Genomic DNA, 20,956 nt, shown 5'->3' with positions numbered 1-20,956 from the left:
AATATCTGGAAACGGTACTCAATGCGGGTCTCAAAAAACTGGGTGAAATTTAACAAAATGTTCACGCTCTCACCCTGGGGATATTTGTAGTTTATATCAGCCAGTAACAATTTCTGGAAGTGAACTAAAAGAATCAGGTTATCCGGTATACGGAGCTAATGGATTAATTGGGTTTTATGAGAAATATAATCATGAAGCACCTCAAGTAATAGTGACGTGTCGCGGTTCAACCTGCGGAACAGTTAATTACACTGTAGCTAAATCTTGGATTACAGGTAATGCGATGGTTGTTGATGTTGATAAAAACAAAAAATTGGATAAGAACTTTACCTATTACATGCTTTCGAACCAAGACCTTACGGTCTGTATCACTGGTTCCGGTCAGCCTCAAATAGTTCGTTCTCCTTTAGCTGCGTTTAAAGTAGTTCTTCCTGAAATAGAAGAACAAACCGCCATTGCCACTATTTTATCCGATATGGATAACGAGCTGCAGGCGTTGACTCAGAAGCTGGAGAAGGCCCGCGCCCTGAAGCAAGGCATGATGCAGCAACTGCTGACCGGCAAAATTCGCCTGCCGCTGGCGGCGGGGGCATAGACGGGGGCATAAGTGCAGCCCAACCGGATGACCGCCTCTGCCGCGAGCCTGGCCACCGAGCCACCCAGGCCGGATTTGCTTGACCGTTGCTTGACTGTTGCGTGACTGGGGCGGTTGTTAATTGGCGCGATAGATGTTTATCTATCTGAAAAGAAAGAGAAACTTTTATTGTGAGTTGCTTGATGGCGTGCACAGCGGCCACCCGCATACGAAAAGCGAGTGGGGTCATCGTTGGCGTGTTTATCAAGCGTTGGGTATCGCAGGAGCTAGCCACCCATGGCCTATGACTATAGCCAGAGCCTGAATCCGCAGAAGGCGCTGATATTCCGGATCGTGCATCGGGATAACCTGGAATGGATCCTGACCCATGGCCTGTGGGCGGGGAATGGTCAGCAGCAAAACCCGCACTGGGTGCATATCGGGTTGCCGGAGCTGATTGCCAAGCGCGCGCGCCATCCGGTGCCGCTGGTGCCTTACGGCGTGTTGAATGACTATGTGCCCTTCTACTTCACGCCGTTTTCTCCCATGCTCAGCAATATTCACTCGGGGCGCGGTGTTCCCCGGCGTGAAAATGATGAAATCCTGATCCTGGTTTCCAGCCTGCATCGCATGCCTGAATTGGGGCTACCGTTTGTGTTTACCGATAGCCATGCCTATTACCAGTGGGCCAATTTCTATGCCGAGCTTGGCGATCTGGAGCGGATTGACTGGCCACTGTTGCAGCGCCGTGATTTCAAGCGTGATGCGGACGATTTGAGCAAGCTGGAGCGCTATCAGGCCGAGGCCTTGATCCATCAACATTGCCCCATCGAGGCATTGCTGGGTGTGGTGTGTTACAACGAAGAGATAAAGAACCGCGTGGAACAATGCATGAATCGGGTCGGGGTCGCGCGCCCCGTCTATGTCCGTGATGGGTGGTATTTCAGATGATTCGATATACAACAGGCAACCTGCTGGATGCTCCGGTGGAAGCACTGGTGAATACCGTCAACACAGTCGGTGTCATGGGCAAGGGGATCGCCTTGATGTTCAAGGAGCGGTTCCCGGCCAATATGCGTGCCTATGCCGAGGCGTGCAAGCAGGGTGACGTCGTCACCGGCAAGATGTTTATTACCCAGACGGGTGAGCTGCTAGGGCCGCGCTGGATCGTCAACTTTCCGACCAAACAGCACTGGCGCAATCCGGCACAGATGGCGTGGATCCAGGACGGTTTGCAGGATCTGCGGGCCTGGTTACAGGCGCAGCAGGTCTCCTCGATTGCCATTCCACCACTGGGGGCTGGCAACGGTGGTCTGCCTTGGCCGGAGGTCAAACAGGCGATCGAAACGGCACTGGGCGATCTGGATATCGATATCCTGCTCTATGAGCCCAGTAGCCAATACCAAAATGTGGCCAAGCGCGGCGGGGTGGCGGAGCTGACTCCGGCCCGGGCCCTGATTGCTGAACTGGTGCGTCGCTACTGGTTTTTAGGGATGGAGTGCAGCTTGCTGGAGATCCAGAAACTGGCCTGGTTTCTGGCTCGGGTCATTGGCCTTAACCCGCTGGGGGATCCGCTGCAGTTGCAGTTTAAGGCCCATCGTTATGGCCCTTATGCCAACAATCTGACCCATCTGCTCAATGCGATGGACGGCAGTTATCTGCAGTCCGACAAGCGCATCCCGGATAGCAAGCCGTTTGATGTCATCTGGTTTAATGAGGCTAAAAAACAAGAGCTTGCCGTTTATCTCAATACCGAGGCCAAAGCATTTTTACCGATACTGGAGCAGACGACCGCGTTAATCGATGGTTTTGAGTCGCCCTATGGCATGGAGTTATTGGCCACGGTGGACTGGCTGATGGTCGAAGAGGGCTGTGCGCCGACACTGAGCGCGCTGCGCGAGGGGTTGCACCGCTGGCCAGCGGGAACCCCGTGGGGTGATCGCAAGGCGCGGCTGTTTGATGATCGCAGCCTGCAGATCGCCTTGACCCGTTTGCAGCAGGGATTGGTGTAACGAAGTGGGTGTAACAAATAAGAGTGGCTGCGAGGTTGTCGCGGCGGCTTGAGAGAATAACAGGGATAGAGAGCATGATTTCAGTTGGCCAACGGGAGCGGGCAACCCAGAACCGCGTGATCAAGTTATTTCAAGCGGAGCTGGGCTATCGCTATCTGGGGGATTGGCATACACGGGAGAACAACCGCAATGTCGAGCCGGAGCTGCTGACCGCTTGGCTGGTGGGGCGGGGCGTGGACGCGGCGCTGATCCCCAAGGTACTCAGGCAACTGGATCGGGCGGCGAGCCTGGGCGAAGGGCGCCTCCTCTATGATGCCAACAAGGAGGTCTATCGCCTGCTGCGTTATGGCGTGAAGGAAAAAGTCGGGGCGGGCGAGCAGAACCAGACTGTCTGGCTTGTTGACTGGGCCAATCCGCAGGCCAACGACTTTGCCATTGCCGAAGAGGTGGCGGTCAAAGGCGAGCATAAGAAACGGCCGGATCTGGTGCTCTATGTCAACGGCATTGCCCTTGGCGTCATTGAACTCAAGCGATCTACCGTCTCTGTCTCCGAAGGTATCCACCAGAACCTGGATAACCAGAAGAAGGATTTTATCCGTAACTTCTTCACCACCATGCAGCTGGTGATGGCGGGCAACGACACCCAAGGGGTGCGCTACGGCACTATCGAAACCCACGAGAAATACTATCTGGAGTGGAAAGAGCCAGCCGATCCAATCCATTCCGACCATGTCGATCTGCCGGGTGCCAATCTGCTGGACCAGCATCTGACGCAGTTGTGCAGTAAGGCGCGCTTTCTGGAGCTGATCCACGACTTTATCGTGTTTGATGCGGGCACCAAGAAAACCTGCCGCCATAACCAGTATTTCGGCATCCGTGCCGCCAAGGCTTATATCCGCCGCCGGGATGGCGGCATCATCTGGCACACCCAAGGCAGCGGCAAGAGCCTGACCATGGTCTGGCTAGCCAAGTGGATCCGCGAAAATGTGACCGACAGCCGTGTGCTTATCATCACCGACCGTACCGAACTCGATGAGCAGATCGAGAAGGTATTCAGTGGGGTGGAAGAGGAGATCCTGCGTACCAAGAGCGGTGCCGATCTGGTGACCCGTCTGCATGCCCATAATCCCTGGCTGATCTGCTCCCTAGTGCATAAGTTCGGTCGCACACCAGAAGGCGAGTCGGATGACGAAGATGACGGCAGCTCTGATGATTTTATTGCTGATATGCGCCGCAGCTTGCCCTCGGATTTCAGCCCCAAGGGCCAGCTGTTTGTGTTTGTCGATGAGTGCCACCGCACTCAGTCCGGCAAGCTGCATGGGGCTATGAAGAGCCTGTTGCCAGAGGCGCTGTTTATCGGTTTTACCGGCACACCGCTGATGAAGCAGGACAAAAAAAAGTCCATCGAGGTCTTTGGCCCCTACATTCACACCTACAAGTTCAACGAGGCGGTGAGTGATGGCGTGGTGCTGGATCTGCGCTACGAGGCGCGGGATATCGATCAGCGGGTCAAATCCCAGAAAAAAGTGGATGAGTGGTTCGATACCAAGACCAAGGATCTCTCGCGGCTGGGCAAGCAGCAGCTTAAACAGAAGTGGGCCTCAATGCAGAAGCTGCTCTCCAGTCGTTCGCGGCTGGAGCAGATAGTGGCCGATATTCTGCTCGACTTCGAGCGCAAGCCCCGGCTGGCCGATGGTCGTGGCAATGCCATGCTGGTCTGCGCCAGCGTCTATCAAGCCTGCAAAAGTTACGAGATGTTCAGCCAGGCCGGTTTTGCTGGCAAGTGCGCCATCGTCACCAGTTACCAACCCAATGCCAGCGAGATCAAGGGCGAGGAGACGGGCGAGGGGCTGACGGAGAAGCTGGCCAAGTACAACATCTATCGCAAGATGCTGGCCGACTATTTCGAGCAGCCGGAGGATGAGGCGGCTAAGCGGGTTGAAGAGTTTGAAAAACTGGTCAAGCAGCGTTTTATCAAAGAGCCGGGCCAGATGCGGCTGCTCATTGTCGTGGATAAGCTGCTGACCGGTTTTGATGCCCCCTCTGCCACCTACCTCTATATCGACAAGAAGATGGCTGATCACAACCTGTTCCAAGCCATCTGTCGGGTGAATCGGCTGGATGGTGACGACAAGGAGTACGGCTACATCATCGATTACAAAGACCTGTTCAAGTCGCTGGAGAAGACGGTCAACGACTATACGGCCGAGGCCTTCGCGGGTTATGACAAGGAGGATGTGGCCGGGCTGCTCAAGGATCGACTGGCGCAGGCCAAAGAGGATCTGGATAACGCTCTGGAAGCCGTCCGTGCATTGTGTGAGCCGGTGAAGGCGCCCAAGTCGCAACTCGATTATCAGCATTATTTCTGTTGTGAGCCGGGAGCCGATGAAGAGACGTTGAGCGAGAAAGAGGCATTGCGGCTGACCCTCTATCAGTTGGTGGCCAAGTTGATCCGCGCCTTTACCAATCTGGCGGGTGAGCTGGAGGAGGCGGGTTACAGCGCCTCGCAGGCCGCCTCGATCAAGCAGGAGGTCGAACACTTCGCCAAGGTCCGGGATGAGATCAAGCTGGCCAGTGGTGATCTGGTGGATATGAAGCAGTTCGAGCCGGGCATGCGCCAGATGCTGGATCTGTGGGTGGATGCCGACCCCAGCGAGACGCTGATGGACTTTGAGGAGCTGGGGCTGCTGGAGCTCATTATCCAGCGCGGCCCCGAGGCGCTGGATGGGTTGCCCAAGGAGATGCGCGACAATCAGGAGTCGATGGCCGAGGCGATTGAAAACAACGTGCGCCGGACCATCGTCGATGAGAACCCGGTCAACCCCAAATACTACGAGAGGATGTCGGTGCTGCTCGATGAGCTGATCGATCTGCGCCGCCAGCAGGCCATCTCCTATCAGGAGTATCTGGAAAAGGTCCGCGAGCTGGCCAAGCAGGTGAAATATCCACAGAGCCATAGCCAGAGCGCCTACCCAGAGAGCATAGACACGGCAGCCAAACGGGCACTCTATGACAATCTGGGCAAGGATGAGCTGCTGGTGGCCAGGATTGATACCGCTGTGCGTTATACCAAGAAGGCCGATTGGTATGGCGATCGCTTCAAGGAGCGGGAGATCGCGTTTGCCATTGCCGAAGAAACCAAGGGATACGATGTGACCGTTGCCGAGGTGATGGAGCTGGTGAAAGCGCAGCAGGAGTACCACTGATGCCCCTGATCACCATTGGTGAGCTCACGCTGGAGTTGCAGCATAAGGGGATCAAGAACCTGCACATCAATGTGCTGCCCCCTGATGGTCGCGTGCGCGTCTCGGCCCCGGCGTCGCTGTCACAGACGGCCATCAGAATGGCCGTGGTCAGACGCTTGCCGTGGATCCGGCAGCAACAGGCCCACTTTCAGGCGCAGCCACGTCAGAGCGAGCGCCAGATGTGCAGCGGCGAGACGCACTACCTTTGGGGACGGGGCTATCGATTGGAGGTGATCCCGGTTGAGGGAGCGCACAGCGTCAAGCTACAAGGGGGGTGGATCCGGATGCGGGTTCCCGCTCATTATGACGCCGCGAAGCGAGAAGCCTTGCTACTGGGCTGGTATCGCCAATTGCTACGCCAGCGGCTGCCGATATTGATGGCCAAGTGGCAGGCCTTGCTCAACGTCACCCCTTCGTTTGTCGGTATCAAACGGATGAAGACCATGTGGGGGAGCTGCAAAACAGATACATCCCGCATCTGGATCAACCTCGAATTAGTCAAGAAGCCCCCCGAATGCCTGGAATTTATTGTGGTGCACGAGCTGGTTCACCTGTTAGAGCGCAAACATAACCAGCGATTTATCACACTGATGGATACCCATCTGCCCAACTGGCGCGAGCATCGCGAGAAGCTCAACAAGATGCCGCTGGCATTTAATCGGTGGGGGTATTAGGGCTGGTTTAGCCACGATTTATTCTTCCAAAAAGTAATCTGAATCCAGGGTTTTAATGGTGAGGGTCTGGCGGGTAGTGACGCCGACGCCGTATTCGATCATCAGGGCGGCAAGACGGGCACCGTCGATCAGCACGATGCGCTTCTCAATCAGTCCGACATACTCCTGCGCCTCACGGCTAAAGCTGGAGGTGGTGATAAAGACCCCCTTGCGGGCCTTGTGCAGATCCAGCGCCCCCGCGAAGGACTGGATCTCGGGACGCCCCACGGTTTTGTCGGTGTAGCGCTTTGCCTGCAGGTAGATGGAGTCGAGCCCAACCGGTCTTCCTTGATGATGCCATCGATGCCGCCATCGCTTTGGTAACGGGTGGTGCGGGCGGCATCCTGCTGGCTGCCGCCATAGCCCATGGCCACCATCAGATCGACCACCAGCTGTTCAAAGAAACGAGGGGAAAGGCCCAAGATCTCGGCAAGCAGGTCATCGGCAAGGGAGCGATTGATGGCAGATAGTGCCTGCTCAATCTGCTCTTGAGGGGTGCTGGCCTGCTCTGGTGTTGGCGTGTCTGTCGGGATCGCCATGGCTTGTTGCGTATTGCCTGCGCTCTCACTGGAGGCCAGGGTAAACGCCACGAACTCGTTGAATTGGGCCAGATAGCGGTTGTCGATAGTATGTCCCGAGACTAGCGCCGCCTTACCCCGTTCGGTGATAAGGCAAATGCCCCGCTTGGGTTGCTCGATGAGTCCTGCCTTGACCAGATAGGTCTTGGCCCAGCCAACCCGGCTGCGCAGCGTGGTTTGGCGACCACTGGGCAAGGTGTCAGCCAACTGCTCCGGAGTAAAGGCGTAGTGCTGGCAAACCCGCTCGAATACCTCACGTAGAGAGCGGGCGACACCATCGGCCAATACCTTGAGCACGGCAGGCATCATGGCTTCATAGCTGGGCAGGGTTTCTTTCATCGGGCAACCAGATCGAGATAAAACAGGGGCTTATCTTGTCACAGCGACCTGCTTGGGGCCAGTTGGTATCGAAGTCACTGGGAGCAACCTCAAAAAAAACAGCGTCACCAAAAAAAGGGAAGGCCATGAATTGGCCTTCCCCAAGACCCACCCACTTATCACGGACGAGTAGGTTTAAAAATGTTACCACAAGCGGATGTGTGGTCACGCCTTGCGGTCAGGATTGGCGTCCATGCTCGCCGCAGGGTAAATACAGATATAGACATAGCCATGGCTTCCGAGGGTGTCGGCTTCGCAGGTAAAGCCGCCGTGCTGGATAGTGATGCAGTGCTGACGTTGAGCATCCAGCTCGCCGGTTATCAGCTTGGCTTCCAGAGCCTTGATGATCTCCGGGAAAGCCAGGTCGAGCTTGGCTATCTGCGTCTCACTCCATTCACCGATCAGACTGGCCCGATCGGATAGAAAATCGAGCCGGTAGCGACTCTGTATCAGACGAGCGCCAAAGCGTGGCGTCACGGTATGGGGCAAACCCCACTGTGCAAAAATCCGAGTGGGGTGGTCTGGCGCTACGGGGTGTTGGTTGTTGGTGTGGGTGGTTGTCGTGGTCATGATTAGCGATACCTCAGTTGAATGTCGATGCAGGTGCCGGGCACGTTGTGGCGCTGGCGTAGTCTGGTCAGGTGCTCAGGGAGTTCGGTCAGGTTTGTCAGCCGCCCCCGGTAGAGCCGAGAAAGATTGATGTAGTCGGGATGGCTCACGGTGATGGTCACCTGATGCCCAGGTTGCCAACGAGCAAACAGGCGGGCTTTGGCTTGCTTGATGGTGGTGATGCCGGGAGCGGGTAGTGTCTGACGGTTTCGCAGGTGCAGTTTGTTGAGCTCGGGGGCATAGCGATGCACCTCGAGTCCGGTGATAAGACGGGTCATGTTCGGTGACTCCAATGATGCAAGGGGCCAGCCTGTGAGGGCTGGCCCTTTATGTTGTTTGTTGATGAGCGATGAGATGGTCGCGGTGGCTAGCCGTTGTAAAACAGGATGTAGTTCACACCGGCCTGCTGGGCAGCAGTGAGCAAGGGTTGCAGTGCTGGCGGGATGGCATCGAGCTCCATGGCCAGGTTCAGGGTGAACTCATAGGCGGAGTCATCCTTCACGCCGACATGTTCATGGGAGGCCATACGCTTGACCCATTGCCATTCTGGTACCAGGTCAGCGTCATCGTAATCGCCGATGATGGAACTCATGGCGACATCCAGCATCTGCATTACCGAATGGCCTGCCAGTGAGTCAGGTGTTGCAGGGATGGTGTTGGTCATTACATCGCTCCTTGTTGTCTGGGCTGTGGGTTACAGCTGATTGATAACCGGCTTGCAATTAAGACGGTCCAGCAGATGCAGCGAACCGTACTGGGCTACCAGTCGGTCTATGGCCATCTGGGCGCAGGCCGTTCTGCTGGGTTTATTTTCAGGTATGGCGTAACGAGCAGTGAGCCAACCGCCGAGCAGCGCAATGCGGTAGCCACTCGGGATGTGGGTGAGGGACGTTCCTATTCCCCTCCCGTGAATGAGGAAGGGCACTGCCTGTCCGCCGATGCCGATATCGATGCGCTGACCCTTGAGCTCGAAGGTGGTGATCTCGCCGGTTTGCGGATGTTTGCCGGGCACCTTGATGGTGATGTTTTTCGCCATTTCACACCTCCGGCTTGCGTTCAAAGTGGTGGGTCACAACGCCCGCTTCCGGGTCGATGCTGATAAACGCCGGGGCTTGCGGGTGGTATTGGTAGAGCCGCGCCAGTTCGGCACGAAACGCCTCGACGTTCGGCGCAATTACATGACTGGTATCCCCCTCGGCGTAAGTAAAGGTCTCCAGCTTCTCGGTGTTAATCCAGATGCCAAAGTACCAGGCGTCTTCCTCGGTGTCGTATTGCTGCCAACCTTGAGCCAATAGCGTGCGGTCGTAGTAATAGCGGTCAGCCTGATGGCTCCCCCGGTCGATGCGGCAACCCGTCACGGTGAGCTCAAACTGGATACGCCCCGCTTGGTGAGCCTTCTTGACCCGGCGCAGCAGCTTGAGGGCCTTGGCTCTGCTACGGCCATTACCGAGCGGTTGCGGCTGCCTGGCCCGTAATGCCAGATGGGTCATTATCTTCGGCGCGGTGTTGTGGTTGAGCTGACCGATGGCAGTGGTGATCTGCCGAGCGGACAGAGTCTTGTAATCACGTAGGTCGTGCATGGTGGGGTTTCCTTCAAATGCAAACAGCCCCTCGGCGTGAGGGGCTGTGAGAGGTCTTGTGTGTGCTGGTGGCCGTGGCTCAGGTGTGACTACTCCAATCCGGCTTGTCATTACTACCATGGTTGACGTAGGCCCCGACAATTACCCGTTGCCACTCGCCGACCGGCTGACCCACTGCATTACAGGCGCAGCGAAAGCGGGCGAAGTTAATCTCTCGCGGCAGGTACTCGCGCATATCGCGGGGACTGACAAAGAGCGAGGTTTTGTGCAGCACCGGGTTGGGCGCAACCAGTGGCCCGCCAATACGTCGCCCCTCCACATCGTGGGCATAGGCAAAGCCCGGCAGCATCAACTGCTGACTGATGAGCTTGGCAAGCCCTGGATGGGCACACATGGCCTCTGCCACGGCGGCCTGGCTAAAGCTGTCGGTAAATTCAATCATGGGTGATTCTCCCTTTCAGCAGGTGAACGGTAGGCCGCTGCCAGCAGCGCAAACTGTTCGACCAGGTAACTGATGCTGATTCCCAGTTCATCACTGACCCCATCACCCAGACGATGATGCAGGTGTGCCATGTCATCGGCGATACGCTGGGCTATATGGGCCGTTGAGCTCGGTGGTGAGCTTGTCACTGTCAGAGTGATGGAAAGGTTCATCACATCTCTCCCCAAGTGGCTTGCTCCCACAGTGACAGTCGAGTCAGCACGTCTTGCGCCAGCGCTTGCTGTAACTGCTGTAGTACCTTCACAAGCCGAGGTGCCTGCTCAGGGCTCCCGCTCCATTCACTCGATTGGTACAGGGCGCAGCAGGTGAATTTGTAGAGGGCAACCAGCTCGCTATCGGTGAGTGGTGCCTGGTGGTAACTGTGGGCAGGTTTAATCTGTCCCAGCTTGGTCGAGCAGTGCTGGCGTGGTTCCTTCTGCTCTTGCTGGCGTCCTAACTGATAGCGATGCCAGACTGCCCGCCGGTTGGCGAGCATCATCAACCGTACCAGCCGGTCTACCCGCCACGTCCAGGTACTGGTGACATCCATTGGCGAGTTCCACCAGAGGGAGCGCAGCAGCTCAAGGGTGTAGTGCGGTGGCATGGGGGCATTGCAAAAACGGTGTAACTGAACGGCAAAGGCAAGGTAGTCCTTGCGATCGATCATGAAAGCAGACATGGGAATGACTCCTTGAAATGCAAAAGGCCACCTGTAGTGAGGTGGCCTTGTTGGGGGGATCGGAATATCCGGATCTTGGTGTTGGACCTAATGATCCGGGTTTGGGAATGCTGGCGTTATTCGTGCGCCTGCTCTGTGCTGGGGAGAGCCGCATCGAACAGGATGGCGTAGAGTGCACCATCAATGCCGTTGACGGCATCGTGATGCGGGTAATAGGGCGGCGTGTCTCGGGATCGCTCAAAGTAGTCACCAAAGCAGCTGAGACACTCGCGGATCTCGATGGTGGATCCCTGCAGCAAGGTCTCTTCAAAATGCTTGGCATAGGCCTCGTCATCATGTGCCTTGGTGACGGCCTTCTCCAGCAATGTCAGCGCATCCTCGTTGCAGGCGGCTGCTAGCCTATGGCGTAGCTTCTCGAGGGTTTCCTCAAGGGAATAGGGATTGGGTAATCGCATGGTGTTTATCCCTTCTTGGCTCGGTTAAGGGCGTAGCTGATGGAGCAGTGCATCAATGGCCTCGACACAATCGCTCTGGGTGAGCTGATAGCCGTTAGGCAGGTGAGCCACGATGGCAGGCTCGGCCTGCATCTCGACGTTGTCTGCAAGCCAGCCGCGCAGCTCGAGGAGGATGTCGAGGGTGGTGAGGTGTGACTTACCTAGGGTTAGAGTCATAGCTGACCTCTTTCGGCCAGCGAGACCACGCCCTCGGCACCGACCACCAGATGGTCGAGCAATCGCACATCGACCAGCGCCAAGGCCTCCTTGAGGGCTTGGGTAAAGACCCGGTCAGATTGGCTGGGTTCAGGGTCACCGCTTGGGTGATTGTGCACTGCGATGATGGCCCCGCAGTTGAGTATCAGGGCCCGCTTGACTACTTCCCGTGGGTAGATGCTGGCGCTGTCCAAGGTGCCGCGAAACAGTTCCTCAAAAGCCAGTACGCGGTGTTGGGAGTCAAGGAACAGTGCACCAAACACTTCATGCTCCCGGTCCTGTAGCAGGGTTTGCAGCCGCTCGGCGGCCTCGGTGGTGCTGGTAATGGCGGTGCCTTTGGCCAAGCGCTTACGGGCAATCTGGTTGGCGATACGCAGCAGGTCTTGTTCGGTCACGGGTTCAGTGACGACATAAGTGCCGGGGCATTCCCCGGCTTTCAGCTTGTGATAACGCATAGTGGAATTCTCCAAATAAACAAAACCCCGGCACGCATGAAGCATGTCGGGGTTAAAGGTAGAGCGGTTGTTGGTTCACTTTGAGGGTAGTTCAGTTGGTCTTGGTGGCGGCTTCTGCTCCTGCTCAGGCTGTAGGGGCACGCTTCACCGGCATCAGCAATCCGGGGACCTGCAGGGTGAGCGGCATAGCGAGCGCAACGCTCAGCCGTTCCGCCAGCTCATAGGCTTGGCCGATAGTGTCGTAGTCAGCTATCCAGGTAGCCAGCGCCAATCCACTGGCTTCTACCGCTCGCAAGTAAACGCCGTAGCCGTGCACGGGCAGGGCGCTGCCCCGAACCACTTGCGTCTCGCCATTACGATTGATGGCTTCAAGTTCAACGGCTACCGGTTGTTTTGGCATCTTGTGCCTCCTCTTGGGGTAAGGGGTCACTCTCCACACGATAGCCGTGATGGATGCAGGCACGCTGCAGGTCACTCATAAAGCTTCCCAGCACGCGGGGCTGCTCAGAGAGTGGGACGGCTCCTGCCTGGCTGCGCCAGAAACAGCGACGCTTAGGGTCCACACAGATTTCATCCACGGGCTGGCTCATGGTGTGCCAGTCCTCGGCATTGGTGAGGGAGAGCAGTTGCCACTGCACGCCAGACCAACGCACTTGCAAGGTGACTGTGCGGGCTGGTGGGCTATCCGGTGTCAGGTGCAGCAGCCAGCGCTGACTACTGCGGGTAGGGGTTATCTTGGCGTTGGCGGCAACTTGTCCCAACCATTGACGTGAGTAGTGGGAGAGCGCTAATTCTTGGCTCATCGTGTCCTCCTAATCTCCTGCGACCGTGACGCTGAAACACTCCAACCGGCAGCAGGCAATGAAGTTGCTCTGCCAGATATCGAACAGCTCCCGCGCTTCGGCCAGTCGCAGTGGTCCCCAGCCCAACATGGTGTGTTCCCCATCGAGGAAGTTGAAATCGAGCTCTTTGCAGAGCTCGGCATCCTGGGCGAGCCCTTGGTAGCTGAAGTCGGTGACGTAATCGAACAGCCAGCCATCGAGCCCGCGGATCAGGCGGATCTCGACCGGGTGCACGCCGCCTTGCTCGGCGCTGTAGCCGGGATTGCGAAAGTTGAAGGTCAGTTGGGTTAAGCGCTCAAGATTGAGCTCGGTTTTAGCGACTTCCTGGTTAAGCTGAACCAGCAATGCTTGTGCAACGGGCATGGCAAAGCCGTCCCGGAAAAAGGGAATGGTCATGGTGTACTCCTTGTGGGGGTTAATCTTGGCCGAACAGCTCGCGCATTTTTTTGGCAACACGGGCACGGATCTGTTCATCAATAAAGGCGGTAATACTGGCGAGTGCCGCACTTAGCACCGCGATGTCATCGGTGAGCCCCATCGGCAACACGTCCGGGATCGCATCGATCGGTGAGATAAAGTAGGCCAGCGCACTGTAGATCAGCAGTTTGGCCCAGAGCGGTAAGTCATCCTTCTGGCTGGTGTAGTAGAGCAGCAAGCAGGTCTCGATAAAGGGCCGACCGGCACGTTTGGCAAAGGCCCAGAGTTTGTGCCAAAAGCCTGGGTGATCGAACGGCTCGCATTCAGGGGGAATGCAGGGGGGCATAGTGTGTCTCCTTCACAGGTGGGTGAATGGCAGAAATGAAAAGAGGAGGCAAATGCCTCCTCTTGGATGGGAATGGATGTGAGCTATTGGTCCCACATCAAGCAGTCAAACTCAGGGGTATTAGTGGCGGGCAGTACAGATGCGACCTCTTTGGTTGGCAGTGCCAGTTGCTTGCCGTCAGCCGTTAAAATGCTGATCGACTTGGCCTTGCGCAGCTTGCCCCACATGTCGAAGAAATTGTTCTCACCGACACGGGACTCGGTCTCATAGGGCGCATCGTATTGGCTGCCATCGACGATGATGGTGAAAGCCTGCCCAGCATAAGAGCCGTACTCCTTGCCCTGCACGGTAGCCGTCATGCTGACCTTGCGGGTGTCATTACAGGCGATATAGAGGTTGTTTTGCTCGTTGACCACCGCCGTGTATTCGCTGGTGCCCTGACCCCAGCCACTGCTCCAGCGTCCGGCCTCGCCATACGCAAAGGCGTTGCCGCACAGCAGCAGTGCTGTTGAGGTAATGAAGAGTTTTTTCATCCCTGTGACTCCTAAAGGCTCAAGGATTTAGATGAGCCATTAACGTGGTTATTTTTTGTAAAGCACGCTGAGTGAGTTATCCACCAAGTGCTTAACGATTTCATAGTCTGGATTGTAAGTGGCGAGATTATGTGCCGCGATAGTGACGGCAGATGCGATCCCGGCTAGACCGGTAATACCGCCAAAGACGCTGGCCCCTGCTGCGGCGATCCGACCCTTGGTATAGACCCGGCATTTCAGCCCAGCAGGTTCGATGCTGTTTTCAAGTTTTGTCACAGCGGCGCTCATTCGCCCCGATAGCCCCACGACTTCGAAAGATTTTCGTGCACGGATCAGTGAGGTCAGCTTGTCAGTACCCAGATCTTCATAAGTCAGTCTTTCCATGTTTTGTGTCCTTGGTCGTGTAGTAAGAGCGTCTTATGGAGCCCACCTGTTGCGAGTTAGTCACGATGGTTTATTGGCTGAGGGCCTCGCATCCGTGTCAAATCAGCATCAATTGCTGTCTGGTGGACTCATTAAGTCTTTAGTCTACCTTTTGAGTCCTTATCGTCAATGGGTCCATGGTCAACCATAGAGGTTGACTGGAGGACCCATGACAGATATCAACCTTGAGCTGTTAGCCAAGAGCGTTGGCAAGGCGATCAGCCACAAGCGTACTCAAGCCGGATTCACGCAAGAGCATGTGGCTGAACACCTCAATATCGGCATGGAAGCCGTCTCCCGGATGGAGCGGGGGATTGTGGTGCCGACCGTGGTGCGGCTGGCGGAGCTCGCTCAACTGTTTGGCTGTGAGCTGGCGGATTTCCTGCGCGAGACCAGTAACCGCCCGACCGAGCAGGGCATTGTGCTGAGCCAGCAACTGGCTCGGCTCGATGATGCTGACCGAACCCTGTTGCTGGAAACGGTAGAACGGTTGGTGGAGCGGTTGGCGCGTCCCAGCTGATCATCCACCATTCACTGGGGAGGTTATGGGTTCCCTTTCCCCAATTTATTGGTGAGTGGGCTCCTTCTTGGTTGCGGCCTCTGTGACGCTATGGTTGCTTGGCTTTGCGGTGCGTTACGCGAGGTAGCCGCCTCTGCCCCTGCGTTTCCATTCGCCGTCTCGTCGCTGTTGGCTTCGGGATAGAACTCCTCCAGCAGCATCGGCACCTCTTCATCGATATCCTCAAATTGGCCATTGCGCAGCAGGTCGCGAGCGGCCTGCTCCATCTGGTCGATGGCGAGCCCCGCCTCTTGATCACGCCGGGCGGCCTCCAGTGCTTGCCTGACTGCCTCAGTCAGGTTGGTTTCTTCCCGCAAGGTCAAATCCACGTAGTAGACCGGTGTGCGGTACGACTGGGTGGTGCTCTTGGCCCGCAACCGCAGGGTGAGCGGCAGATAGCGGGTATGGCCCCCGCTCACTGCCTCCAGGTACTTCAGTCGAGCCGCCAGAGTGCGCACCGAGTTGTAGCCGGTGGTGCGGAAGATAAAGCTACCCAGCTCATCCCCTTGCCCCTCCACAAACAGGTTCAGTCGTCCGTACAGCTTGCAGCCCTGTTGCCCTGCAAAGGCGCAGCGCTCTGGTCCAGGGCAGCTGACTTCCTCCATGCCTTGCGCCCCCACACGTCTCGCCACCTCCCCATTCCCGACACAGAGCGGCCTGCCGGTTTGCCGGTCAAAGGCGCTGTATTCCGCCCGCAGATTCAAGTCGCTGTCGTTGAACAGCACCCTCACTGGAATGGCGCGGATCTTGGTCTGCTCCTGCCCTTGGCCACTCTTTTGCGATGAGTAGTGTTGATGCAGGGGATGGAGCAACCATCCCCCCTTGTGCTGTATCTGGGTGGTGAGGGTGAAGCTGTCGTCCTTCTCCGGTACCCACTTATCCTGTTTTTGCACCAGCTTGCCGATGCAGATCCGCCCGATCACGGGCGGGGTGATCGCCAGTCCTTTGATCATGGTGTTTGCCTCAAGGGTTGAATGGTGAAACGGCGCACGCCGGGCACCGGTTTGACGTAACGGGTGAGCAGGTCGGGATGATCCTGACCGAGCTTTTCGAGATCCGGTGCTAGCCGGTCTTTGCTGCGCTTCCAGGTGATCTTGCCATCGGCAAACAGCCCGGCTGTCGCTTCACCCAAGGTCGCTTGCAGCCGCTGTTTGAGTTGTGACTCCTGCAGCTCGACAGCTTCCTTTTGCTGACGTAAGCGCAGTAGCTCCCCAAACAGCTGGTTAAACTCGGGAGAATCCGAGAGATCCAGCGTCTGACCATCATCGCGGGGAAAGAGCCAGCTCAGGGCATTGGCGGCATCGCTGGAGCCGTCAGGATCGGGCTGCTGGTCTTGTTGCACCATCTGCCAGAACTGCGCTTCCCGCTCGGTGAGATCCTGGATCTTCTCCTCATCGCGCTCGATGCGGTAAATCCGAAAATCCTGGCCGCCGATCAGCACTGCCACCTCAGCCCAGGCATGGCCGGTAACCGCCAATTGATGCAGTACCTGACACTGATAAGCCACCGGCACACCTTCCTCCCACTGGGGGGCGCTGTGATAGCTGGCGGTCTTGATCTCCAGAATGCCCGGCCCATCGGGATGGCCGACTACCTCCCGATCGAGGTTGGCGAGCATGAAGGGTTGCTCGGGGTGTTGCAGCACAGCATTGACCCGTCGCACACGAAAGCCGGTGCGTTTGGCATAGACCTGCGCTAACACAGGCTCCAGCTCAATGCCCCACAGCACGGCTTCCTTGTGTGAGATATCCTCCGGCTCCTTGCGACCGGTCTTCTCCAGCCAGAGGCTGAGCGGGCATTTGTAGGGGGAGAGCCCCACTGCGACGGCGGCATCGGAGGAACCAATGCCGAGTTTACGGATAGCGAGCCACTGCTCGCGGGTTAACTGGGTAGTAGAGGCTAGCCGCAGGGCTTGGCCATATTTGGCTTTTGCTTTCATGACTATTCCTTGTTGACGGCATAAATGGCTACGCCCGGATTGGCTTGCGCCAGTCCGGGTGAGGTCGTTATGCGATTTGAATGGGGAAGCGTAATTACTGCAGCAGAGTGAGTGCCTGATTCAGGGCTTGGGATTTGAGTTGGGCCCCCTGACCAAACCAGGCGGAGTCGAGCCGGTGATCTTGGCTGCGGGCACGGCGGTGGTGATCCACGTATTCAGTGACCGCATTGACCAGCCCCCAGGCGGTATTGCGGGAGCTCGCAAGTTCTGAGCCCATGCCTGCGCCCTGATAGAGCTCATGCAGCCGTTGTACCGGCTTGGTGAGAATGATGTTCTCCTCATCGAGCGGTTGCGCCAGCAAGTCGCTGAAAAAGCGCAGCGCCTCTTCGGGGGCTACGGGCCGCTGTGCCAGCGCCTTGGTCTGGATTTTGAACTCATCCCAATGGGAGAGCCCCAGCCCAAGCGACTCTTTGACAGCAGCGGCGTCGAACTGAGTGGAGTGGGGCACCTTGATGGCGCCGGTAGCGCCACGCAGTGCCATCTGCAGGGTGTTATTGCAGACCACCCGCAGCGAGGTGAACTGCGCCGTGGTGCAGAGTGTGCCATCGCAGCTGGTCGCCAGCAGCAAATAGGACTTTACCAAGTCATTGCCTTTGAGCTTTAGGTCCTGACCTGTTTTAGCCAGAGCCCACAGCTTGCGGCCGCCTTTAAGCGAGCCTGCTGTTTCCAGCTCAAAGCCACCGGCTTCTACCAGATCTTGATAGAAGTGCAGCACCTCGTGAGGCTGTACCACGTTGTAGCGACTTGAGACCACCGATAGGGGGGCGAGGGTATCGGAGCGATACAGCACCTTGCTATCGCTGTAGGGACGGATATGCAGTGCATCGGAGGCGACGTTAAACATTACGTCACTCTGCTCAATGGTCCAATTCATCCCGGCTGCCTGCAGCCAGATATCGAGAGATTGTTGCGGGGGCAAGACATTACCAAGGCCGTGCCAAGGGGTTTGGCCGGTGTAGGCCATGGTGTCAATCAGGTGAGCCATATATCCTCCAGGAATGGTGAAATGCAGACATTCAGCCTGCTAACTCATGGGGGTGATATAGGTTTGAAAGTTTATTGAATAGGATCTATTTGCCATTTAATTCTCATTTTTAAAGGTGGCGTTACAGCATGATGGTGTTGTGCAATGAACTGCATTGGAGGGGTACGGAGAGGGGTACGGGGCCAAAAACGACCAAGGGGTTGGCATCGTGATGATGCCAACCCCTTGTTTTATATGGCGCTCCCGACTGGAGTCGAACCAGTGGCCTGTCCCTTAGGAGGGGACCGCTCTATCCTACTGAGCTACGGGAGCTGTGTGGCGGGCATTATACAAGAAGCAACTCCCTTTTAAACCCTTGATTCTTATTCCAATACTGCCAAATCCCCATTCTGGATGTTAAACGGCGAATATTTGTTCTGGCTGCTGATGATGGCGCCATCGTCGAATACCTGCACCACCTCGAACAGGCCGTCGGCCGGATTGCGCATCATGCGCGACTTGCCGTAAGGGTCGATGAAGTCGGCGTTGTGCTGGATGCGGAACTGATCGCCGAGCTTGACGCCGTTGCGCCGCCCCAGATTGATGTAGGGGCCGCGTTCGTTCTGGCCGACTACCCGGGCGGTGACCGGGGCGCAGGTGAGCTGGGCCACCAGATCCTGAGCGGCTTGTTGCAACTGGTAATTGACCTCCTGGCCGTAGCTCGATTGCCAGAACTGGCCGCTGCTGCTGCCCACCTGCTCCCGCTTGTCAAAGGTCCAGGTGGCGCGCCCTTCGTAAACCTTGCGGTTGATCAGGCTGCCATTGATGCCGTCGAACAGGTAGAGCTGCATGCGAAAGTTGCGCACCGGATCCTCATACCAGCTGGTCAGCTTATTGCCCTGCGGCTCGATGGAGAGATCGTCGATGCTGCCGAGCACCAGATATTGGCTGTCGGTACGCAGGCTGAGTGCCTTGATCTCCTCGAGGGCGCTGCGATCCCCCTGTTGCAGATGGAGCGGATCGATGCGCAGGTTTTCATCCAGCCACTGGCGCACCGCGACCCCTTGCGGCGCGTTGGCGAGGGTTTCGAACAACCGGCGCGAGAGGTTTTCCGGCATGTCGTCCATGGCGCCGTAGCTGGCCTGATCCGGATAGCGCATCCGCAGCCTCACCAGTGTCAAATCCTTGGCGAAGTGCTGGGTCTGGCAGATCTGGCGCTCGGCTTGAATGTCGGCCACCAGGGTGATGTACATGCGACCGTTGCGCACCTCTTCCCGCTTGAGCCGGTACTGGCGAATATCGCCGCCGGAGCGGATCTGGATCTGCTCGGAGCGCAGGCTGCCATTTTCCAGACGCTGGACGCTGGAAACAGCCGCACCGCTTGCCAGCAGGGCCTGACGCAGGGCATCGCGGGTTGCCTGCTCGCGGGCATAGACTTCATCGCCCCCCAGAATGGCGGCGCTGCCCTGTGCTTCGATAAGCTCGGCGCGGGCGCTCAGGCTGGCCAGCAGCAGGGTCAACAGCAGCGGTAATTTCATAACAGATACCTTGAGTTGGCGGGCAGCCGCGCCATTTTTGAGGAAATGGCGCCCGCTGGCCGACATGGTTCACAACACTTGCCGGGTGGCAGCGCACGCTGGCGCTGACAATGACCATTAAAAAGCAAGAATCATGCCTTATTCCCGGCTCAAGCTTTGTCCGGCGCGTCCGATAATAAGTCAGGTGCAGATACAGGAAAGGTATCCATGAACAAACTCATCACGGCGTTGGCGCTCGCCCTGGCATTGGCCGGGTGCGGCTCCGACCCTATCAATCGGGATCAGGGTGACCCCCGCCAGGCGGCGCAGGGGATGGAGCTCAACTGGCTGGTGGCGCGCATGACCGATCAGCTGATGGAGCGCAAATCGCTGACCACCCTGACCGAACCCATCGCAGTGGCTTCCTTTGTCGATCTCGATACCCTGCAGGATACCAACTGGATGGGGCAGCAGATTGAGGAGAGCTTTATCTACGAGCTCAACCGCCGCGGCGAGGTGGTGGTGGACTTCAAGCTGACCGGCAGCATCAAGGTGACGCCGCAGGGGGATTTTGTGCTGAGCCGCAACTACAAGGATCTCTCTTCCCGTCTGCCTATCTCCCGCATTCTGGTCGGCACCTTCAGTCGCAACAGCAAGGGGATCCTGGTTAACGCCCGCGTTATCGACATGCGCACCAAGATGGTGGAGACCACGGCTCAGAGCCTGATCCCGCAACAATATCTGTTCGGTGCCAACAACTCGTTTGGCCGGGCATCGATCAATCGCGGTTATCTGATGCGTGACAGTCAGGCCAGACCGGGTGGCCATCTGGTCAACCTGACCCCGTGAGGAGCGAATCATGAAAATCCTGTTTGGTTGCCTGTTGGCACTCTTGCTCAGCGGCTGTAGCTACAACCGGGTGGTGGATTACACCCAGGGTGGCAAGCCCGATGATTTTCCGGTGCTCAAGGCGGTGGGGTATGCGGTGATCGACATCCAGCCCGGCCCCTCCCAGTCGGAGAAGATGCTGCAAGCCATTCGCGCTTCCAAGATGGATGCCTATCGCGAGCTGGCCGAGCAGCTCAATGGTCAGCAGGTGCGCGGCCAGAGCAGCTACCGCGATCTGACCCAGACCTCCAACTCGCTGGATGTGTCGGTGGCGGGCGTGGTGCGCGGTGCCCGGGTGGTGGCCTCCTATCCGCGCGGCAACACCTATGCCACCGAGATGGAGCTCGATACCCGTGCCCTCTACAACATCAATCAGTTGATGGCGGGTCAGTTCTGAGTTGATTGCCTGACCTGAAAACAGGCATCAAAACAAAAGGCGAGCAGGGTGCTCGCC

At 57.2% G+C, this 20,956-nt stretch carries 29 protein-coding genes, 1 tRNA gene and 1 pseudogene; 8 read left to right on the top strand and 23 right to left on the bottom strand.

Annotation, left to right across the window (positions count from 1 at the left end):
- The first annotated feature begins 82 nt into the window (after positions 1-82).
- The 5 genes from OKC40_RS07850 (at position 83) to OKC40_RS07830 (ending at position 6,505) form a co-directional block, all read left to right on the top strand.
- Positions 83-595, top strand: a complete 513-nt coding sequence (locus tag OKC40_RS07850) for a restriction endonuclease subunit S (protein ID WP_270794716.1) — start codon at positions 83-85, stop codon at positions 593-595.
- 276 nt (positions 596-871) lie between these two features.
- The gene (gene darT, locus OKC40_RS07845) at positions 872-1,525 is read left to right on the top strand and encodes a type II toxin-antitoxin system toxin DNA ADP-ribosyl transferase DarT (protein WP_182938866.1); all 654 of its coding nucleotides are present in this window, start codon (positions 872-874) and stop codon (positions 1,523-1,525) included.
- Positions 1,522-2,586, top strand: coding sequence for a type II toxin-antitoxin system antitoxin DNA ADP-ribosyl glycohydrolase DarG (gene darG / locus OKC40_RS07840; RefSeq protein ID WP_025201144.1), 1,065 nt, complete (start codon positions 1,522-1,524; stop codon positions 2,584-2,586). Before darT ends, darG begins: the two co-directional genes overlap by 4 nt.
- 74 nt (positions 2,587-2,660) lie before the next feature.
- Positions 2,661-5,792, top strand: a complete 3,132-nt coding sequence (locus OKC40_RS07835) for a type I restriction endonuclease subunit R (protein WP_270794711.1) — start codon at positions 2,661-2,663, stop codon at positions 5,790-5,792.
- The gene (locus OKC40_RS07830; RefSeq protein WP_005331303.1) at positions 5,792-6,505 is read left to right on the top strand and encodes a M48 family metallopeptidase; all 714 of its coding nucleotides are present in this window, start codon (positions 5,792-5,794) and stop codon (positions 6,503-6,505) included. The genes OKC40_RS07835 and OKC40_RS07830 overlap by 1 nt, the downstream gene beginning before the upstream one ends.
- A 147-nt stretch (positions 6,506-6,652) precedes the next feature.
- On the opposite strand, the pseudogene OKC40_RS07825 reads toward OKC40_RS07830, so the two are convergent.
- The 18 genes and pseudogenes from OKC40_RS07825 to OKC40_RS07740 form a co-directional block, all read right to left on the bottom strand.
- Positions 6,653-7,428 (bottom strand): annotated as a pseudogene (locus OKC40_RS07825) (restriction endonuclease); the annotation flags it as partial.
- A 237-nt stretch (positions 7,429-7,665) separates the two neighbouring features.
- Positions 7,666-8,070: a type IV toxin-antitoxin system YeeU family antitoxin gene (locus OKC40_RS07820; RefSeq protein WP_024945030.1), complete on the bottom strand. Its 405-nt coding sequence runs from the start codon at positions 8,068-8,070 to the stop codon at positions 7,666-7,668.
- Positions 8,071-8,072: 2 nt separating this feature from the next.
- Positions 8,073-8,387 (bottom strand): hypothetical protein, encoded by a 315-nt coding sequence (locus OKC40_RS07815; protein WP_021137999.1) that lies wholly within the window; start codon positions 8,385-8,387, stop codon positions 8,073-8,075.
- An 89-nt stretch (positions 8,388-8,476) separates the two neighbouring features.
- Positions 8,477-8,773 carry a hypothetical protein gene (locus OKC40_RS07810; RefSeq protein ID WP_024945029.1) on the bottom strand — a complete coding sequence of 99 codons (297 nt, stop codon included), beginning with the start codon at positions 8,771-8,773 and terminating at the stop codon, positions 8,477-8,479.
- Between the two features lie 30 nt (positions 8,774-8,803).
- On the bottom strand, positions 8,804-9,145 hold the full coding sequence (locus OKC40_RS07805) for a hypothetical protein (RefSeq protein WP_024945028.1): 342 nt from the start codon (positions 9,143-9,145) through the stop codon (positions 8,804-8,806).
- 1 nt (position 9,146) lies between these two features.
- The gene (locus tag OKC40_RS07800) at positions 9,147-9,689 is read right to left on the bottom strand and encodes a hypothetical protein (protein WP_024945027.1); all 543 of its coding nucleotides are present in this window, start codon (positions 9,687-9,689) and stop codon (positions 9,147-9,149) included.
- 79 nt (positions 9,690-9,768) lie between these two features.
- A complete protein-coding gene (locus OKC40_RS07795; protein ID WP_024945026.1) occupies positions 9,769-10,131 on the bottom strand; it encodes a hypothetical protein in 363 nt (120 codons plus the stop codon).
- Complete coding sequence (locus tag OKC40_RS07790) at positions 10,128-10,343, bottom strand: hypothetical protein (protein ID WP_043851135.1); 216 nt, start codon at positions 10,341-10,343, stop codon at positions 10,128-10,130. The genes OKC40_RS07795 and OKC40_RS07790 overlap by 4 nt, the downstream gene beginning before the upstream one ends.
- Complete coding sequence (locus tag OKC40_RS07785) at positions 10,343-10,849, bottom strand: hypothetical protein (protein WP_024945025.1); 507 nt, start codon at positions 10,847-10,849, stop codon at positions 10,343-10,345. The genes OKC40_RS07790 and OKC40_RS07785 overlap by 1 nt, the downstream gene beginning before the upstream one ends.
- 116 nt (positions 10,850-10,965) lie before the next feature.
- The gene (locus OKC40_RS07780) at positions 10,966-11,304 is read right to left on the bottom strand and encodes a hypothetical protein (protein ID WP_024945024.1); all 339 of its coding nucleotides are present in this window, start codon (positions 11,302-11,304) and stop codon (positions 10,966-10,968) included.
- A gap of 24 nt (positions 11,305-11,328) precedes the next feature.
- Positions 11,329-11,520, bottom strand: coding sequence for a hypothetical protein (locus OKC40_RS07775; protein WP_024945023.1), 192 nt, complete (start codon positions 11,518-11,520; stop codon positions 11,329-11,331).
- Positions 11,517-12,014, bottom strand: coding sequence for a RadC family protein (gene radC / locus OKC40_RS07770; RefSeq protein WP_024945022.1), 498 nt, complete (start codon positions 12,012-12,014; stop codon positions 11,517-11,519). Before radC ends, OKC40_RS07775 begins: the two co-directional genes overlap by 4 nt.
- A 124-nt stretch (positions 12,015-12,138) precedes the next feature.
- Positions 12,139-12,414 carry a hypothetical protein gene (locus OKC40_RS07765; RefSeq protein ID WP_042048606.1) on the bottom strand — a complete coding sequence of 92 codons (276 nt, stop codon included), beginning with the start codon at positions 12,412-12,414 and terminating at the stop codon, positions 12,139-12,141.
- Positions 12,389-12,817, bottom strand: coding sequence for a hypothetical protein (locus OKC40_RS07760; protein WP_058395398.1), 429 nt, complete (start codon positions 12,815-12,817; stop codon positions 12,389-12,391). Before OKC40_RS07760 ends, OKC40_RS07765 begins: the two co-directional genes overlap by 26 nt.
- 9 nt (positions 12,818-12,826) lie before the next feature.
- Complete coding sequence (locus OKC40_RS07755) at positions 12,827-13,252, bottom strand: DUF2787 domain-containing protein (RefSeq protein ID WP_043852261.1); 426 nt, start codon at positions 13,250-13,252, stop codon at positions 12,827-12,829.
- A 19-nt stretch (positions 13,253-13,271) separates the two neighbouring features.
- A complete protein-coding gene (locus OKC40_RS07750) occupies positions 13,272-13,619 on the bottom strand; it encodes a YkvA family protein (protein WP_043852260.1) in 348 nt (115 codons plus the stop codon).
- A gap of 83 nt (positions 13,620-13,702) precedes the next feature.
- Entirely contained in the window at positions 13,703-14,152 is a 450-nt protein-coding gene (locus tag OKC40_RS07745) for a hypothetical protein (protein WP_043852259.1), read from the bottom strand.
- Positions 14,153-14,200: 48 nt separating this feature from the next.
- The gene (locus OKC40_RS07740) at positions 14,201-14,536 is read right to left on the bottom strand and encodes a hypothetical protein (RefSeq protein WP_025202118.1); all 336 of its coding nucleotides are present in this window, start codon (positions 14,534-14,536) and stop codon (positions 14,201-14,203) included.
- 208 nt (positions 14,537-14,744) lie between these two features.
- On the opposite strand from OKC40_RS07740, the gene OKC40_RS07735 reads away from it, so the two are divergent.
- Positions 14,745-15,095, top strand: a complete 351-nt coding sequence (locus OKC40_RS07735) for a helix-turn-helix domain-containing protein (RefSeq protein WP_043852258.1) — start codon at positions 14,745-14,747, stop codon at positions 15,093-15,095.
- A gap of 23 nt (positions 15,096-15,118) precedes the next feature.
- Here OKC40_RS07735 and OKC40_RS07730 read toward each other — a convergent pair whose 3' ends face one another.
- The 5 genes from OKC40_RS07730 to OKC40_RS07710 all read right to left on the bottom strand — a co-directional run bounded on the left by OKC40_RS07730 (position 15,119) and on the right by OKC40_RS07710 (position 19,635).
- Positions 15,119-16,087, bottom strand: coding sequence for a recombination directionality factor (locus tag OKC40_RS07730; protein WP_058395397.1), 969 nt, complete (start codon positions 16,085-16,087; stop codon positions 15,119-15,121).
- Positions 16,084-17,073: a YqaJ viral recombinase family nuclease gene (locus tag OKC40_RS07725; protein WP_042081036.1), complete on the bottom strand. Its 990-nt coding sequence runs from the start codon at positions 17,071-17,073 to the stop codon at positions 16,084-16,086. The genes OKC40_RS07730 and OKC40_RS07725 overlap by 4 nt, the downstream gene beginning before the upstream one ends.
- A 94-nt stretch (positions 17,074-17,167) precedes the next feature.
- Complete coding sequence (locus OKC40_RS07720) at positions 17,168-18,118, bottom strand: DUF932 domain-containing protein (protein WP_043851987.1); 951 nt, start codon at positions 18,116-18,118, stop codon at positions 17,168-17,170.
- Between the two features lie 235 nt (positions 18,119-18,353).
- Positions 18,354-18,430 (bottom strand) — tRNA-Arg (locus OKC40_RS07715).
- 50 nt (positions 18,431-18,480) lie between these two features.
- Positions 18,481-19,635: a flagellar assembly protein FlgT gene (locus OKC40_RS07710; protein ID WP_234604520.1), complete on the bottom strand. Its 1,155-nt coding sequence runs from the start codon at positions 19,633-19,635 to the stop codon at positions 18,481-18,483.
- Positions 19,636-19,842: 207 nt separating this feature from the next.
- On the opposite strand from OKC40_RS07710, the gene OKC40_RS07705 reads away from it, so the two are divergent.
- The gene (locus tag OKC40_RS07705) at positions 19,843-20,463 is read left to right on the top strand and encodes a FlgO family outer membrane protein (protein WP_042058296.1); all 621 of its coding nucleotides are present in this window, start codon (positions 19,843-19,845) and stop codon (positions 20,461-20,463) included.
- A gap of 10 nt (positions 20,464-20,473) precedes the next feature.
- Positions 20,474-20,899, top strand: a complete 426-nt coding sequence (locus OKC40_RS07700; RefSeq protein ID WP_042058298.1) for an LPP20 family lipoprotein — start codon at positions 20,474-20,476, stop codon at positions 20,897-20,899.
- Positions 20,900-20,956 lie beyond the last annotated feature (57 nt).

This window comes from Aeromonas sp. QDB11 (assembly GCF_027705265.1).
Lineage (GTDB): Bacteria > Pseudomonadota > Gammaproteobacteria > Enterobacterales > Aeromonadaceae > Aeromonas > Aeromonas allosaccharophila.
Note: the sequence above shows the minus strand (reverse complement) of the source record. Positions and strands in the feature narration are given on the sequence as shown.